The sequence below is a fragment of the Nocardioides ginsengisoli genome (genome assembly GCF_039537225.1).
In the GTDB taxonomy this organism is placed as follows: domain Bacteria; phylum Actinomycetota; class Actinomycetes; order Propionibacteriales; family Nocardioidaceae; genus Nocardioides; species Nocardioides ginsengisoli.
Map to the genome: position 1 here is coordinate 1 of NZ_BAABAC010000044.1, position 14065 is coordinate 14065.

Consider the following 14065-nt stretch of genomic DNA (forward strand, 5'->3'; position numbering starts at 1 on the left):
GCCCGGCGCCCACCGCGCCCCGACGCCCGCCGTCCCGACCCCGCCGCTCGGCGAGCAGACCCGCGTCCGCGGCGCCGTCCCGCCCCCGGCCGAGGCCGCGCCGACCCCGCCGGCGCCCATGGAGATCCAGTGGCGCGTCGAGTTCGACACCGGCGAGGCGTTCGTGGTCGAGGGGCTGGCGCTGGTCGGCCGGCGGCCCGAGCCGCGTCCGGGCGAGCCGGTGCGCCATGTCGTTCCGCTGCGCTCGAGCGACATGTCGCTGTCCAAGACGCACGCCCAGTTCCAGGTCGCGCCCGACGGCGCCCTCGTGGTGATGGACCGCGGCTCGACCAACGGCTCCTATGTGGTCCGCAAGGGGATGTCGCGCTCGCTCACGCCGGGCCGCCCGAGCACGCTCCTCGCCGGCGACGTGGTCCGGTTCGGCGACCGGACCATGCGCGTCGAGCGCGCCTCCTAGGCCCCGGCCCACTCCCGGCGCAGCAGCCCGTAGACCGCCGTGTCGCTCCACCCGCCGTCGCGGTTGGCGTAGTCCTCCCGCGTGTGTGCCTCGTGCCGCATGCCGAGCCGCTCGCACAGCCGCGCGGACGTCAGGTTCAGCGGGTCCAGCTGCGCCATCAGCCGGTGCAGCGGGTAGTGCGTGAACGCCAGGTCGACCAGCGCCCGGGCCGCCTCGGTCGCGAAGCCCTTGCCGGCGACCGAGGGGTCGAACACCCAGCCGAGCTCGGCGATCGACGGCGCCGACTCGGGGGAGTGGGCGGCAGACAGGCGCAGCATCAGGTCGCCGATCATCGTGCCGTCGTGCTCGACCGCGAGCGAGAGCATCTCCCCGACGAGGGACGGCGCCTGCGCGCCGACCATCCGCTCCATCCGGGAGTCCAGCCCGGCGTCGTCGAGGACGCCGAACGGCAGGTAGCGGGTGACCTCGGGGTCCGCGCAGTAGGCGCCGACGGCACCACGGTCCTCGGGTACGACGAGTCGCAGCATCAGGCGCTCGGTCCGGATCGGCAGGGTGGGGGCCGGCAGCGTCGGCGGCCTCAATTCGGTTGCCACCCTCGCGAGAATAGGAGGTGAGGGGCATGTCCTACGATGTGCCGTTCCTGACGACCAGCACGAATGACACGAGAGGTGGCCGAGAGCCGTGCCGACTGGCAAGGTCAAGTGGTACGACGCGGAGAAGGGCTTCGGCTTCCTCTCCCAGCCCGAGGGGCCGGACGTCTACGTCCGCGCTGACGCGCTGCCCGAGGGCGTGACCACGCTCAAGGCGGGCACCCGCGTGGAGTTCGGGATCGCCCAGGGCCGTCGCGGCGACCAGGCCCTCCAGGTCAAGCTGGTCGACGCCCCGGCGTCGGTGGCGCGCAACCAGAAGGAGGCGCGCCGCAAGAAGCCGGAGGAGATGGTCCCGATCGTCGAGGACCTGATCCGCCTGCTCGACGGCGTCGGCGAGGCCTACCGTCACGGGCGCCACCCCGACCGCCGTACGGCGCAGCCGGTGGCGATGCTCCTGCGCGCCCTCGCCGACGAGCTCGAGAGCTGATCTGGCCCGCGCTAAGCGGTCTGCCCGGGCGAGACCAGCTGCCCGGGCCGCCGCATCCCCAGCACGAACACCGCCCACCCGGCCAGCAGCAGCGCGGCCAGGCCGAGGCCGAGTTGGGGGATCCACGGCATCGCGATGCCGACGAAGCCGCCGACGACCCACGCCAGCTGCAGCGTGGTGTCGCCGCGGGCGAAGGCGCTGGAGTGCGAGCGCGCCGGCACGCCGGTCTGGATCGTGGAGTCGAGCGACACCTTCGCGAGGTACTGCATGAGGCCCGCGGTCAGGCCCAGCGCCACGAGGGCGATCAGGCTGTAGAACACCGCCGCGATCAGGACGACGGCGATGTCGGCCACCAGTGCGACGACGACGGTCACCGACGGGCTGATCTTCCGGGCCATCGACGCGACCACGATGCCGAGCGTGTTGCCGAGGCCGGCGCCGCCGATGACCAGCCCGAGCAGCAGCGTGGTCTTGTCCTCCCAGCCCTTGATCGGCTCGGCCTGCAACAGGAACGCCATGTACATGGTGAGGAAGCCCGAGAGCCAGCGCGGCCCGCAGTTGACCCGCAGCGCGAAGGCGACCTTCGGGGGGATGCCGGTGCCGCGCTTCCTGCCGTCCTCGGGGGCGGTGACGTCGTGCTCGCCGGCGGTCGCGTCGACCTTGGCGGGCAGCAGGATCGCGGCGATCGTGCCGAGGACGAAGACGAGGAAGCCGTAGCGCAGCACCCACTCGGGGCCGATCAGCGCGGCCAGCCCGGCCAGGGGAGCGGAGACGCCGGCGCCGACGACGCCCGCGAGCGAGACCCGCCCGTTGGCCTTGACCAGGGTGATCTCGGGCGGCACGAGGCGGGGGACGGCGGCCGCGCGGGTCACGCCGTACGCCTTGGAGGAGACGAGGACGCCGAGCGCCGCCGGGTAGAACCACACCGAGTCGTTGGCGATCGCGCTGGCGAGCACCCAGCAGAGGAACGCCCGGATCGCGAACGTCGAGCCGATCGCCCAGCGCCGGCCGTGGCTGAACCGGTCGAGGAAGGGTCCGATCAGCGGCGCGACCACCGCGAACGGCAGCATGGTCAGTCCGAGGAAGAGGGCGACCTGGCCGCGCGCACCGCTGGTGGCGCCGGCGAAGAAGATGGTGCCGGCGAGCGCGATCGCGACCGCCGCGTCGCCGGCGGCGTTGCAGGCGTGCAGCTCGATCAGCCGGTTGAGGCCGGAGCGCTCGGCGCCCTGCGCGCCCGCCGCTTTGCGTGCCTGGCGGAAGGTCGCCCGGCTCGCGCGGCCGGTGACGACGGCGAAGCCGCGCAGGCCGCGGGCGGTCGCCTTGGCGCCGGTGCCGATGCTGGTGCCGACGGTGCGGGTGGTGTCCGGGTCGGTGAGCTCGGGGCTCGGTCCGGCCTCGGTGCCCGGCGGGCGCTGGTCGGGACCGTGCGTGCTCACAGGTCTATCTTGCCTGCCCCGACGTGACGTTGACGTGGTGGATGGGGGATGCTGTGGGCGTGTCCACCCTGGAGCGCAAGCTGACCGACGCCGCGACCGCCGACGCCATCGACATGGCGCGCGCCGCGCTGCTCGACGAGGTCGACGCCTCCGACGTGGGTGAGCACCTCGGTCACCAGGCCGACGGCCTGCGCGTGGTCACCCACCTCTTCGACTGCACCCGCCGCGGCTACCGCGGCTGGCAGTGGGCGGTCACCCTGACCCGCGCCTCGCGCCAGCGCAAGATCACCGTGGTCGAGGTCGTCCTGCTGCCCGGCCCCGACGCGATCGTCGCCCCGGCATGGGTGCCCTACCGCGACCGGCTCCAGCCCGGCGACATGTCGCCCGGCGACCTGCTGCCCGTCTCCGACGAGGACCCGCGACTGGTGCCCACCTACTCCTTCGGCGACGACGAGCTCGACACCGACGAGAAGGCCCAGATCCGCGAGGTGGCCAAGGACCTCGGCCTGGGCCGGGTCCGGGTGCTCTCGCCCGAGGGCCGCGACGCCGCCGCCGAGCGCTGGTACGACGGCGAGGCGGGCCCCGACGCCCCCATCGCCAAGGCCGCGCCGCACCACTGCTACTCCTGCGGCTTCCTGGTCCGCCTCTCCGGCCCGCTGTCCGAGCTGTTCGGCGTCTGCGCCAACGGCGACGCCAACGACGACGGCCGGGTGGTCGCCTTCCAGCACGGCTGCGGCGGTCACTCCGAGGTGCGGCTGAGCAAGCGTCAGCAGCCGGTCCCGCCGGCGCCGCCCGTGCTCGACACGGTCGGGGTCGACGAGATCGACTCCCTCTGAGCCTGGTTCAGGGCCGCGCGAGGATCCACACGGCGTACTGGTCGTCGGCCGGCCGCAGGTCGTAGCCGCCGAAGCGGTGCTCGACCCGCAGGCCGGCCGCCGCCACGTCGGCGGCGAACTCCTCGAGGGAGTACGAGCGCGCGCTCGACGGCCCGCCCACGAGGTGGAAGCCGACCATGATCCGGCCGCCGGGAGCGAGCAGCGAGCCCAGCCGCTCCAGGACGGCGACCTCGGTGTCCTCGGCGACGAACACGATCACATTGCCGACGCACACGATCAGGTCGTACGACGTCGGGCGGCCCGCCGCGGTGAGCGCCTCCGGCGTGAGCTGCAGGATCTCCAGCGGCACGACCGGGAGCTCGGGGTAGGTCCGGCGCGACTGCTCGACCAGCACCGGGTCGGGCTCGACGGCGGTCACCTGGTGCCCCTGGGCCTGCAGGTAGCCGCCGATCCGGCCCATCCCGGAGCCGGCGTCGAGGATCCGCGCTGCCCGCCCGACCATGGCGTCGGCCAGCCGACCCTCGCCGACCACGTCCGCGCCCTTGGCGAGCAGGTCGGCGAAGTTGTCGCCGTACGCCGGGTTCTTGGCGCCGCCCAGCGCCCAGCGCGTCGGCGGCAAGAGCTCACTCATCGGTGGCGGGGGACTCGGGCTGGTCGAGGTCGCGCTCGGCGCGGACCTGGCGGCGGCGCTTGCAGTACTCCACGCCCAGCACGCCCAGCCCGACACCGGTCAGGCACATCCACAGCAGCCACGTGCGGTTGTCGGCCTGGAGCCGGCCGTAGAACGGCAGCAGTCCGATGAACGCGAGCAGGAAGAGGGCGGTGCCGACCTGGACGGTGCGCACGCCGTCGACGTCGAGCGGCTCGACCGGCGCGATCAGATAGGTGCGCCGGCCGATCTCGTGCTGCGTCGGCTGGTCGTCGCGGAGGTCCACCCTCCGATCGTACGACGGCCTCCCGGCGCCGGCGCACGCCCGCCGGAATGGTTAGCAGAGGTAATGACTTATGCTAACGATATGCCGACTGTCGAGAAGCGTGTTCGCAGCAATGCGGGGCTGGCCACCGAGCTCCGCTTCGCCGTGATGCGCCTGCGGCGCCGGCTGGCCCGCGAGCGTCATCCCGACAACGACCTGAGCGTCTCGTCGATGGCGGTGCTCTATGCCCTCAACCGCTACGGCGACCTCACCGTCGGGGCCCTCGCGGGCCGCGAGCAGGTGCAGCCGCCGAGCATGACCCGCACGGTCAACGCGCTCGCCGACGCCGAGCTGGTCGAGCGGCACGCCCACCCGAGCGACGGCCGGCAGGTCGTCGTCCGGATCACCGACGAGGGGCGCGCCGTCGTCCACGCCGACCTGGCCCGCCGCGACCGCTGGCTCTCCCGGCGTCTCGAGGAGCTGACGCCCGACGAGCGCGACGTGCTCCGCCGCGCCGCACCCATCCTGCAACGCCTCGCCGAGGCGGACTGACCCACCGACCCGAAGGAGTTCCGACGAGCCCCCGATTCCGCTCTCTGGCCCACCCGAACTACCGGCTTTACTTCGCCGGCAGCCTGGTGTCGAACGTCGGCACCTGGATGCAGCGCGTCGCCCAGGACTGGCTGGTCCTGACGATCCCCGGCAACGGCGGATCCGCGCTCGGCATCACGACCGGACTGCAGTTCCTCCCGGTCCTCCTCCTGTCGCCCTACGCCGGCGTCATCGCCGACCGCTTCTCCAAGCGCCGGCTGCTCCAGGTCACCCAGGCCGTCATGGCCCTCACCTCGCTGGCCCTCGGCCTGATCGCCGCCTTCGGCGTGGCCGAGACCTGGCACGTCTACGTCCTCGCGTTCCTCTTCGGCGTCGGCGCGGCCTTCGACGGCCCCGCCCGTCAGTCGTTCGTGTCCGAGATGGTCGGCGCCGACGACGTCGCCAACGCGGTCAGCCTCAACTCGGCCGCCTTCAACGCCGCCCGCCTGGTCGGCCCCGGCCTCGCCGGCCTGCTCATCGGCTTCGCCGGCGGCGGGATGCGCGCGACCGGCTGGGTGATCCTGCTCAACGCGGTGTCCTATCTCGCCGTCATCCTCCAGCTGCACCGGATGGACCTGGCTGCCCTGAACTCGCCCCGCGCCGCCGCCCGCACGCCCGGCATGCTGCGTGAGGGGCTGGTCTACCTGCGCGGCCGGCCCCGGATGCTGATGGTGCTCGTGCTCGTCTTCTTCGTCGGCACCTTCGGCATGAACTTCCAGATCACGTCGGCGCTGATGGCCACCGAGGTCTACGGCCGCGGCGCCGAGGAGTACGGCGTCCTGGGCTCGGTGCTCGCGATCGGCTCGCTCTCGGGCGCCCTGGTCGCGGCCGGCCGCTCGCGGGTGAGCCTGCGCCTGCTGTTCGGGGCGGCGCTCGCCTTCGGCCTGCTCGAGATCGTGGCCGGCCTGGCGCCGTCGTACCTCACCTTCGTACTGGTCTGCCCGCTGCTCGGCTTCTCGGTGATCACGGTGATGAACTCCAGCAACGCGCTCATGCAGACCGAGTCCGCCGCCCCGCTGCGCGGTCGCGTGATGGCCATCTACATGACGATCGTGATGGGCGGCACGCCGCTCGGCGCTCCCTTCATCGGGTGGATCGGCGACTACTTCGGCGCGCGCTGGACGCTCGTCGTCGGCGGCGTCCTCGTGCTGGTCGGGGTGGGGCTCGCGCTCCTGGTGCTGCGGGCCGCCTCGGCCACCGCACGTAGCACCCGGCAGCCCGCGCCTGCCATGCTTCCGTCGTGAACTCGGCCGGAACCTCCGTCACCACCCACCCGTTCGACCGCTTCTTCAAGATCAGCGAGCGTGGCTCCACGATCGGCCGCGAGGTCCGCGGCGGCGTCGTCACCTTCTTCACGATGGCCTACATCGTGGTCCTCAATCCGCTGATCCTCGGCTACGCGACCGACGTCGACGGCAAGTTCCTCGGCGGCGGCTCGGCGCCCAACCTGGCCGCGATCGCGGCCGGCACGGCGCTGGTCGCGGGCGTGCTGACGATCCTCATGGGCGTCGTCGCCAACTACCCACTGGCGCTGGCGACCGGCCTCGGGCTCAACGCCTTCCTCGCGCTCGCGGTGGCCAGCCAGATGACCTGGGCCGACGCGATGGGCCTGGTGGTGATCGAGGGCATCATCATCCTGGTCCTCGTCCTCACCGGCTTCCGTACGGCGGTCTTCCGTGCCGTTCCCGCCCAGCTCAAGGTCGCGATCTCGGTCGGCATCGGCCTGTTCATCGCGCTGATCGGCTTCGTCGACGCCGGCGTGGTGAGCCGGATGCCCGACGCCGCCAAGACGACCGTCCCGGTGCAGCTCGGCGAGGGCGGCACGCTGACCGGCTGGCCGGTGCTCGTGTTCATCGTCGGCCTGCTGCTGATGCTGGCGCTGTGGGTGCGCAAGGTCCGCGGCGCGATCTTGATCTCGATCCTGACGATGACCGTGGTCGCGGTCGTGCTCCAGTCGTTCCTCGACCTCGGCACGCGCGCGGAGAAGGCCGGCGGCTGGTCGCTGACCGTTCCTGCCTGGCCCTCGGACATCTTCAAGGCGCCCGACTTCGGCACGCTCGGGCAGTTCGACCTGCTCGGCTCGTGGGACAAGATCGGCGTCGTCTCCGTCCTGCTGCTGATCTTCTCGCTGATGCTCGCCGACTTCTTCGACACGATGGGCACGATGACCGCGATCGGCGCCGAGGCCGACCTGCTCGACGAGCAGGGCGTGCCGCCCCACGCGGAGCGGATCCTGGTCGTCGACTCGATCGCCGCCATCGCCGGTGGCGCCGCGGGCACGTCGTCCAGCACGTCGTACATCGAGTCGGCCTCGGGCGTGGGGGAGGGGGCCCGCACCGGCCTCGCCTCGGTCGTGACCGGCCTGCTCTTCCTGCTGACGATCTTCCTCTCGCCCTTCGTCGAGATGATCCCGTCGGAGGCCGCCGTCCCGGCGCTGGTGCTGGTGGGGTTCTTGATGATGCAGCAGATCACCGGCATCTCGTGGGACGACGTCGAGATGGCCATCCCGGCCTTCCTGACCATCGTCTTGATGCCGTTCGCCTACTCGATCTCGGTCGGCATCGGGGCCGGCTTCGTGTCGTACGCCTTCCTCAAGGTGGTGCGCGGCAAGGGCCGCGAGCTGCACCCCCTGATGTGGATCGTGGCGGCCCTGTTCGTGGTCTACTTCGCCATCGACCCGATCACCCGCTGGCTCACGTGACCCACCCGTACCACACCCCGGCTCCGAGCGGGAGTCCGGCATTTTGACCGGCCTTTGAGCGGCCGGTAATCTCGAACATCGTGCCTGGGGTGACCCGGCACGTCGAGCATGCCCTCGGTGCGCAGCGTCCGACCCCCGGTCGATCGCGACGCGCGCGGGCGGCACATCCGGCACGAGCAGCAAGCAGTACCCCGAGCCCGGCAGAGCGCCAGGCCGTGTGAACGAAACCGAAAGGGAACCACCAGGTGCCCACTATCCAGCAGTTGGTCCGCAAGGGCCGCCAGGACAAGGTGTCGAAGACCAAGACGCCTGCCCTGAAGGGTTCGCCCCAGCGTCGCGGTGTCTGCACCCGCGTCTACACCACCACCCCGAAGAAGCCGAACTCCGCCCTCCGCAAGGTCGCCCGTGTGCGCCTGAGCAGTGGCGTCGAGGTCACCGCCTACATCCCGGGTGAGGGTCACAACCTCCAGGAGCACTCGATCGTGCTCGTCCGCGGCGGTCGTGTGAAGGACCTCCCCGGTGTTCGCTACAAGGTCATCCGCGGCGCTCTGGACACCCAGGCCGTGAAGAACCGTAAGCAGGCTCGCAGCCGCTACGGCGCCAAGAAGGAGAAGAGCTGACATGCCGCGCAAGGGCCCCGCGCCGAAGCGCCCGATCGACGTCGACCCGGTCTACGGTTCGCAGCTGGTGACCCAGCTGGTGTCGAAGGTGCTCCAGGACGGCAAGAAGCAGGTCGCTCAGCGGATCGTCTACTCGGCTCTCGAGGGCACCCGCGAGAAGACCGGTACCGACCCGGTCATCACCCTCAAGCGTGCGCTCGACAACGTGCGCCCCGCGATCGAGGTCAAGTCTCGCCGCGTCGGTGGCGCGACCTACCAGGTCCCGATCGAGGTCAAGGGCAACCGAGGCACCACCCTCGCGCTGCGCTGGCTGGTCGGCTACGCCTCCGACCGTCGTGAGAAGACGATGGCCGAGCGCCTCCAGAACGAGATCCTCGACGCTGCCAACGGCCTCGGTGCCGCGGTGAAGAAGCGCGAGGACACCCACAAGATGGCCGAGTCCAACAAGGCCTTCGCTCACTACCGCTGGTGACCTCGTCGGAGCGGGACCGCTCCGGCGGCGCCCGCTCCGACACCCCACCGATCTCTACCTAAGGAACGCTGACTCACGTGGCAGTCGACATCACGACCGACCTGAAGGTCGTCCGCAACATCGGCATCATGGCGCACATCGACGCCGGCAAGACCACCACCACCGAGCGCATCCTGTTCTACACCGGCATCACCTACAAGATCGGTGAGGTCCACGATGGCGGCGCCACGATGGACTGGATGGAGCAGGAGCAGGAGCGCGGCATCACGATCACGTCGGCCGCGACGACCTGCTGGTGGAAGAAGCACCAGATCAACATCATCGACACCCCCGGCCACGTGGACTTCACGGTCGAGGTCGAGCGCTCGCTGCGCGTCCTCGACGGCGCCGTCGCGGTGTTCGACGGTGTCGCCGGCGTCGAGCCGCAGTCGCAGACGGTGTGGCGTCAGGCCAACAAGTACGCCGTCCCGCGGATGTGCTTCGTCAACAAGCTGGACCGCACCGGTGCCGACTTCTACCGCGTCGTCGACTCCATCGTCCAGAAGCTCAACTCCACCCCGCTGATCCTCCAGATCCCGATCGGCGCCGAGGGCGACTTCATCGGCGTCGTCGACCTGGTCGAGATGAACGCCAAGGTCTGGCGCGGCGAGACCCAGCAGGGCGAGGACTACGTCGTCGAGGAGATCCCCGCTGACCTCGCCGACAAGGCCGCCGAGTACCGCGAGAAGCTCGTCGAGACCCTCGCCGAGGCCGACGACGACATCATGGAGGTCTACCTCGAGGACGGCGACACGTTCGACGTGCCGACCCTCAAGGCCGCCATCCGTCGCGCGACCCTGGCCGACAAGGTCAACCCGATCCTCACCGGCACCGCGTTCAAGAACAAGGGCGTCCAGCCCCTGCTCGACGCGATCGTCGACTACCTCCCGTCCCCGATCGACGTCGACGCCATCGTCGGCCACAAGCCGGGCGCCGAGGAGACCGAGGAGAACGAGGTCGTCCGCAAGCCGTCGAGCGAGGAGCCGCTGTCGGCTCTGGCGTTCAAGATCGCCGCCGACCCGCACCTGGGCAAGCTGACCTTCGTCCGCGTCTACTCGGGCAAGCTCGAGGCCGGCGCGACCGTGCTCAACGCGAGCAACGGCCGCAAGGAGCGCATCGGCAAGGTCTACCAGATGCACGCCAACAAGCGTGAGGAGATCGCGTCGGTCGGCGCCGGGCAGATCGTGGCCGTCATGGGCCTCAAGGACACCCGCACCGGTCACACGCTCTCCGACAACGCCAAGCCGGTCGTGCTCGAGTCGATGACCTTCCCGGCCCCGGTGATCTCGGTCGCCATCGAGCCGAAGACGAAGGCCGACCAGGAGAAGCTGGGCGTCGCCATCGGCCGTCTCGCCGAGGAGGACCCGACCTTCGTCGTCAAGACCGACGAGGAGACGGGCCAGACCATCATCTCCGGCATGGGCGAGCTCCACCTGGAGATCCTCGTCGACCGGATGAAGCGCGAGTTCAAGGTCGAGGCCACCGTCGGCAAGCCGCAGGTCGCCTACCGCGAGACCATCCGCGGCACCGTCTCGAACCACAGCTACACGCACAAGAAGCAGACCGGTGGTTCGGGTCAGTTCGCGAAGGTCATCATCTCGATCGAGCCCAACATCGACCCCGAGACCGGCACCGGCGCGGGCTACGAGTTCTCGAACAACGTCACCGGTGGTCGCGTGCCGCGCGAGTACATCCCGTCGGTCGACAACGGCGCTCAGGAGGCCATGGAGTTCGGTGTTCTCGCCGGCTACCCGATGGTCGACGTGAAGGTCTCGCTCGAGGACGGCGCCTACCACGACGTCGACTCCTCCGAGCTCGCGTTCAAGATCGCCGGAATCCAGGCGTTCAAGGAGGCCGCTCGCATGGCGAAGCCGGTGCTCCTCGAGCCCGTGTTCGCGGTCGAGGTGACCACCCCCGAGGACTTCCTCGGCACGGTCATCGGTGACATCAACAGCCGTCGCGGTCAGATCCGGGCGCAGGAGGAGCGGCACGGCGACATCGTCGTCTCCGCCCTTGTGCCGCTGTCCGAGATGTTCGGGTACGTTGGCGACCTGAGGTCCAAGACCTCCGGTCAGGCGTCGTACTCGATGGAGTTCGACTCGTACGCCGAGGTTCCCACGAACATCGCCGACGAGATCATCAAGAAGGCGCGCGGCGAGTAACCGCACGGGGGCTCCGCCCCCGTGTGCCCCCGGGATCCCGGGGGAACTCACCGCAAACCTCGGCGCACCACCCCTTTAGTACGAGTCAAGTAACAACACACCAGGAGGAGCCCCAGTGGCTAAGGCGAAGTTCGAGCGGACCAAGCCGCACGTCAACATCGGCACGATCGGTCACATCGACCACGGCAAGACGACGCTGACGGCGGCCATTTCGAAGGTCCTGCACGACGCGTACCCCGACCTCAACGAGGCGTCGCCGTTCGACCAGATCGACAAGGCTCCCGAGGAGCGCCAGCGCGGTATCACGATCTCGATCGCGCACATCGAGTACCAGACCGAGGCGCGCCACTACGCGCACGTCGACTGCCCTGGTCACGCCGACTACATCAAGAACATGATCACCGGTGCCGCCCAGATGGACGGCGCGATCCTGGTGGTCGCCGCGACCGACGGCCCGATGCCGCAGACCCGTGAGCACGTGCTGCTCGCCCGCCAGGTCGGCGTCCCCGCCCTGGTCGTCGCGCTCAACAAGTGCGACATGGTCGACGACGACGAGCTCATCGAGCTCGTCGAGATGGAGGTGCGCGAGCTCCTCTCCGAGTACGAGTACCCGGGCGACGACGTTCCCGTCGTGCGTGTTGCGGCCTTCCCGGCGCTCAACGGCGACGAGAAGTGGGGCCAGTCGGTCCTCGAGCTCATGTCGGCCGTCGACGAGTACATCCCGCAGCCCGAGCGTGAGGTCGACAAGCCGTTCCTCATGCCCGTCGAGGACGTCTTCACGATCACCGGTCGTGGCACCGTCATCACCGGTCGTATCGAGCGCGGCATCGTCAAGGTCAACGAGGAGGTCGAGATCATCGGCATCCGCGAGGGCTCGCAGAAGACCACCGTCACCGGTGTCGAGATGTTCCGCAAGCTGCTCGACGAGGGCCAGGCCGGTGAGAACGTCGGTCTGCTGCTCCGTGGCACCAAGCGCGAGGACGTCGAGCGCGGCATGGTCGTGGTGAAGCCGGGTACCACCACCCCGCACACCAACTTCGAGGCCAGCGTCTACATCCTCTCGAAGGAGGAGGGCGGCCGTCACACGCCGTTCTTCAACAACTACCGTCCGCAGTTCTACTTCCGGACCACCGACGTGACCGGCGTCGTGACCCTTCCCGAGGGCACCGAGATGGTCATGCCGGGCGACAACACGGACATGACGGTCGAGCTGATCCAGCCGATCGCCATGGACGAGGGTCTGAAGTTCGCGATCCGCGAGGGTGGCCGCACCGTCGGCGCCGGCCGGGTCACGAAGATCACCAAGTGATCTGACCTGCTTCGTCGAGGAGCCCCGTCACCTTCGGGTGGCGGGGCTCCTCTGCTCTTGGGCCGACCCGGCAGAAACTAGCTCGCAAATCGCGCCGACCCGGCACAAAGTGGCTCGCGAAGTGCGNCGACCCGGCAGAAACTTTCTGCCGGGTCGGCGCGATTTGCGGGCACTTTTCTGGCGGGTCGGCGAGCGGGTTTTGAGGGCCTCGGTGGCCGAGTGGGAGAATCGGCCGGTGAGTCAGCCGCCAGGTCCCAACCCCTACGACCCCCAGCAGCCCTACCCGGCCTACGGCCAGGGCGGGTGGCCGCCGGCGCCCGCGCCCGACCACCCCCAGGCGACGCTGGTGCTCGTGCTGGGCATCCTGGGCCTGGTGCTGTGCCAGGTCGTGTCGCCCTTCGCGCTGGTGATCGGCAACCGGGTGCGCAAGGAGATCGCCGCCTCGCAGGGCCGCATCGGCGGCGCGCAGATGGCGACGATCGGCTGGGTGCTCGGCATCGTCGGTACCTGCCTGCTCGCGCTCGGCCTGGTCTTCCTGATCGGCTACGTCGTGATCCTCGTGGCCGTGATCGGGGCCAACGCGTGAGCCACCCGTCCAAGGGCGGCGTCACGCCCGCGCGCCCCCACCACAAGCTCACCGACGACGGCCGCCGGCTGCGTGAGGTGCTGACCTACTCGCGGCGCGGGAGCCGGTTCACGCCCAAGCAGCAGGCTGCCTGGGACGCCTACGCCGAGCAGTGGGTCATCCCCGACGAGGCGGTCGACGTCCCGGGCTTCTCCTTCGCCGAGCGGTTCGGCCGCGAGGCGCCCCTGATCGTCGAGATCGGCGGCGGCGTGGGCGAGGCGACCGCGGCGCTGGCGGCCGCGCGGCCCTCGTCCAACATCCTGGCGCTGGAGGTGTGGCTGCCCGGCGTGGCTGAGAGCCTCGGGCGCGTGGCGGAGGCGGGTGCGACGAACGTCCGGTTCTGCGGCGTCGACGCGATCTGGACCCTGGAGCACCTGATCGCGCCGGACTCGATCAGCGAGCTGTGGACCTTCTTCCCCGACCCGTGGCACAAGACGCGCCACCACAAGCGCCGCCTGGTCAACCCCGAGTACGCCGCGATGATCGCCTCCCGGCTGGCGCCCGGCGCGGCCTGGCGGCTGGCCACCGACTGGGCCGACTACGCCGAGCAGATGATCGAGGTGCTCGACGCCGAGCCGCGCCTCGAGGGCGGCGTCGTCGAGCGCTGGTCGGAGCGACCGGTCACCAAGTTCGAGCGCAAGGGCCTGGCCAAGGAGCGCACGATCACCGACCTCGTCTACCGCCGCGTCTGAGCGCCTCCGCGACACACGACGTTCACACGGGCGACAGGGCGTGTCGCGCTATTCCTTCGGCTCGCGCGGGTACCGTCCGAAGCAGTGGCAGGTGGGGAAGCCGGCCACATCGGGAGGCCCGACGTGAACGCTCA

Annotated in this window: 16 protein-coding genes; 12 read left to right on the forward strand and 4 right to left on the reverse strand. The window is 70.3% G+C overall.

Annotated features, from left to right (window positions below; genetic code table 11):
• Positions 1-457, forward strand: a 457-nt coding sequence (locus AB4880_RS22970) for an FHA domain-containing protein (protein ID WP_367921553.1), incomplete at its 5' end; no start/stop codon positions are given.
• Here AB4880_RS22970 and AB4880_RS22975 read toward each other — a convergent pair.
• Positions 454-1050 carry a GNAT family N-acetyltransferase gene (locus AB4880_RS22975; protein WP_367921554.1) on the reverse strand — a complete coding sequence of 199 codons (597 nt, stop codon included), beginning with the start codon at positions 1048-1050 and terminating at the stop codon, positions 454-456. The genes AB4880_RS22970 and AB4880_RS22975 overlap by 4 nt on opposite strands.
• 88 nt (positions 1051-1138) lie before the next feature.
• Here AB4880_RS22975 and AB4880_RS22980 point away from each other — a divergent pair, with 88 nt between their 5' ends.
• Positions 1139-1534, forward strand: coding sequence for a cold-shock protein (locus AB4880_RS22980; RefSeq protein WP_367921555.1), 396 nt, complete (start codon positions 1139-1141; stop codon positions 1532-1534).
• An 11-nt stretch (positions 1535-1545) separates the two neighbouring features.
• Here the strand turns inward: AB4880_RS22980 and AB4880_RS22985 are convergent, their stop codons facing one another.
• Positions 1546-2970 (reverse strand): MFS transporter, encoded by a 1425-nt coding sequence (locus AB4880_RS22985; protein ID WP_367921556.1) that lies wholly within the window; start codon positions 2968-2970, stop codon positions 1546-1548.
• 41 nt (positions 2971-3011) lie between these two features.
• Between AB4880_RS22985 and AB4880_RS22990 the strand changes: the two genes are divergently transcribed.
• Positions 3012-3806, forward strand: a complete 795-nt coding sequence (locus AB4880_RS22990) for a DUF3027 domain-containing protein (RefSeq protein WP_379228683.1) — start codon at positions 3012-3014, stop codon at positions 3804-3806.
• 7 nt (positions 3807-3813) lie between these two features.
• On the opposite strand, the gene AB4880_RS22995 is transcribed toward AB4880_RS22990, so the two are convergent.
• Positions 3814-4437, reverse strand: a complete 624-nt coding sequence (locus AB4880_RS22995) for a class I SAM-dependent methyltransferase (RefSeq protein WP_367921557.1) — start codon at positions 4435-4437, stop codon at positions 3814-3816.
• Positions 4430-4741, reverse strand: coding sequence for a DUF2530 domain-containing protein (locus tag AB4880_RS23000; protein WP_367921558.1), 312 nt, complete (start codon positions 4739-4741; stop codon positions 4430-4432). Before AB4880_RS23000 ends, AB4880_RS22995 begins: the two co-directional genes overlap by 8 nt.
• Positions 4742-4822: 81 nt before the next feature.
• Here AB4880_RS23000 and AB4880_RS23005 point away from each other — a divergent pair, with 81 nt between their 5' ends.
• From AB4880_RS23005 to trmB, 9 genes are all read left to right on the forward strand, one after another.
• Positions 4823-5272 (forward strand): MarR family winged helix-turn-helix transcriptional regulator, encoded by a 450-nt coding sequence (locus tag AB4880_RS23005; protein WP_367921559.1) that lies wholly within the window; start codon positions 4823-4825, stop codon positions 5270-5272.
• Complete coding sequence (locus AB4880_RS23010; RefSeq protein ID WP_367921580.1) at positions 5269-6555, forward strand: MFS transporter; 1287 nt, start codon at positions 5269-5271, stop codon at positions 6553-6555. The genes AB4880_RS23005 and AB4880_RS23010 overlap by 4 nt, the downstream gene beginning before the upstream one ends.
• Complete coding sequence (locus AB4880_RS23015) at positions 6552-8012, forward strand: NCS2 family permease (RefSeq protein ID WP_367921560.1); 1461 nt, start codon at positions 6552-6554, stop codon at positions 8010-8012. Before AB4880_RS23010 ends, AB4880_RS23015 begins: the two co-directional genes overlap by 4 nt.
• Before the next feature lie 245 nt (positions 8013-8257).
• Entirely contained in the window at positions 8258-8632 is a 375-nt protein-coding gene (gene rpsL, locus AB4880_RS23020) for a 30S ribosomal protein S12 (protein WP_203048413.1), read from the forward strand.
• 1 nt (position 8633) lies between these two features.
• Positions 8634-9104: a 30S ribosomal protein S7 gene (gene rpsG / locus AB4880_RS23025; protein ID WP_367921561.1), complete on the forward strand. Its 471-nt coding sequence runs from the start codon at positions 8634-8636 to the stop codon at positions 9102-9104.
• Positions 9105-9181: 77 nt separating this feature from the next.
• Complete coding sequence (gene fusA / locus AB4880_RS23030; RefSeq protein ID WP_367921562.1) at positions 9182-11305, forward strand: elongation factor G; 2124 nt, start codon at positions 9182-9184, stop codon at positions 11303-11305.
• Between the two features lie 115 nt (positions 11306-11420).
• The gene (gene tuf / locus AB4880_RS23035) at positions 11421-12614 is read left to right on the forward strand and encodes an elongation factor Tu (protein WP_141800192.1); all 1194 of its coding nucleotides are present in this window, start codon (positions 11421-11423) and stop codon (positions 12612-12614) included.
• Between the two features lie 235 nt (positions 12615-12849).
• The gene (locus AB4880_RS23040; RefSeq protein ID WP_367921563.1) at positions 12850-13200 is read left to right on the forward strand and encodes a hypothetical protein; all 351 of its coding nucleotides are present in this window, start codon (positions 12850-12852) and stop codon (positions 13198-13200) included.
• Positions 13197-13931: a tRNA (guanosine(46)-N7)-methyltransferase TrmB gene (trmB, locus tag AB4880_RS23045; protein ID WP_367921564.1), complete on the forward strand. Its 735-nt coding sequence runs from the start codon at positions 13197-13199 to the stop codon at positions 13929-13931. The genes AB4880_RS23040 and trmB overlap by 4 nt, the downstream gene beginning before the upstream one ends.
• Positions 13932-14065 lie beyond the last annotated feature (134 nt).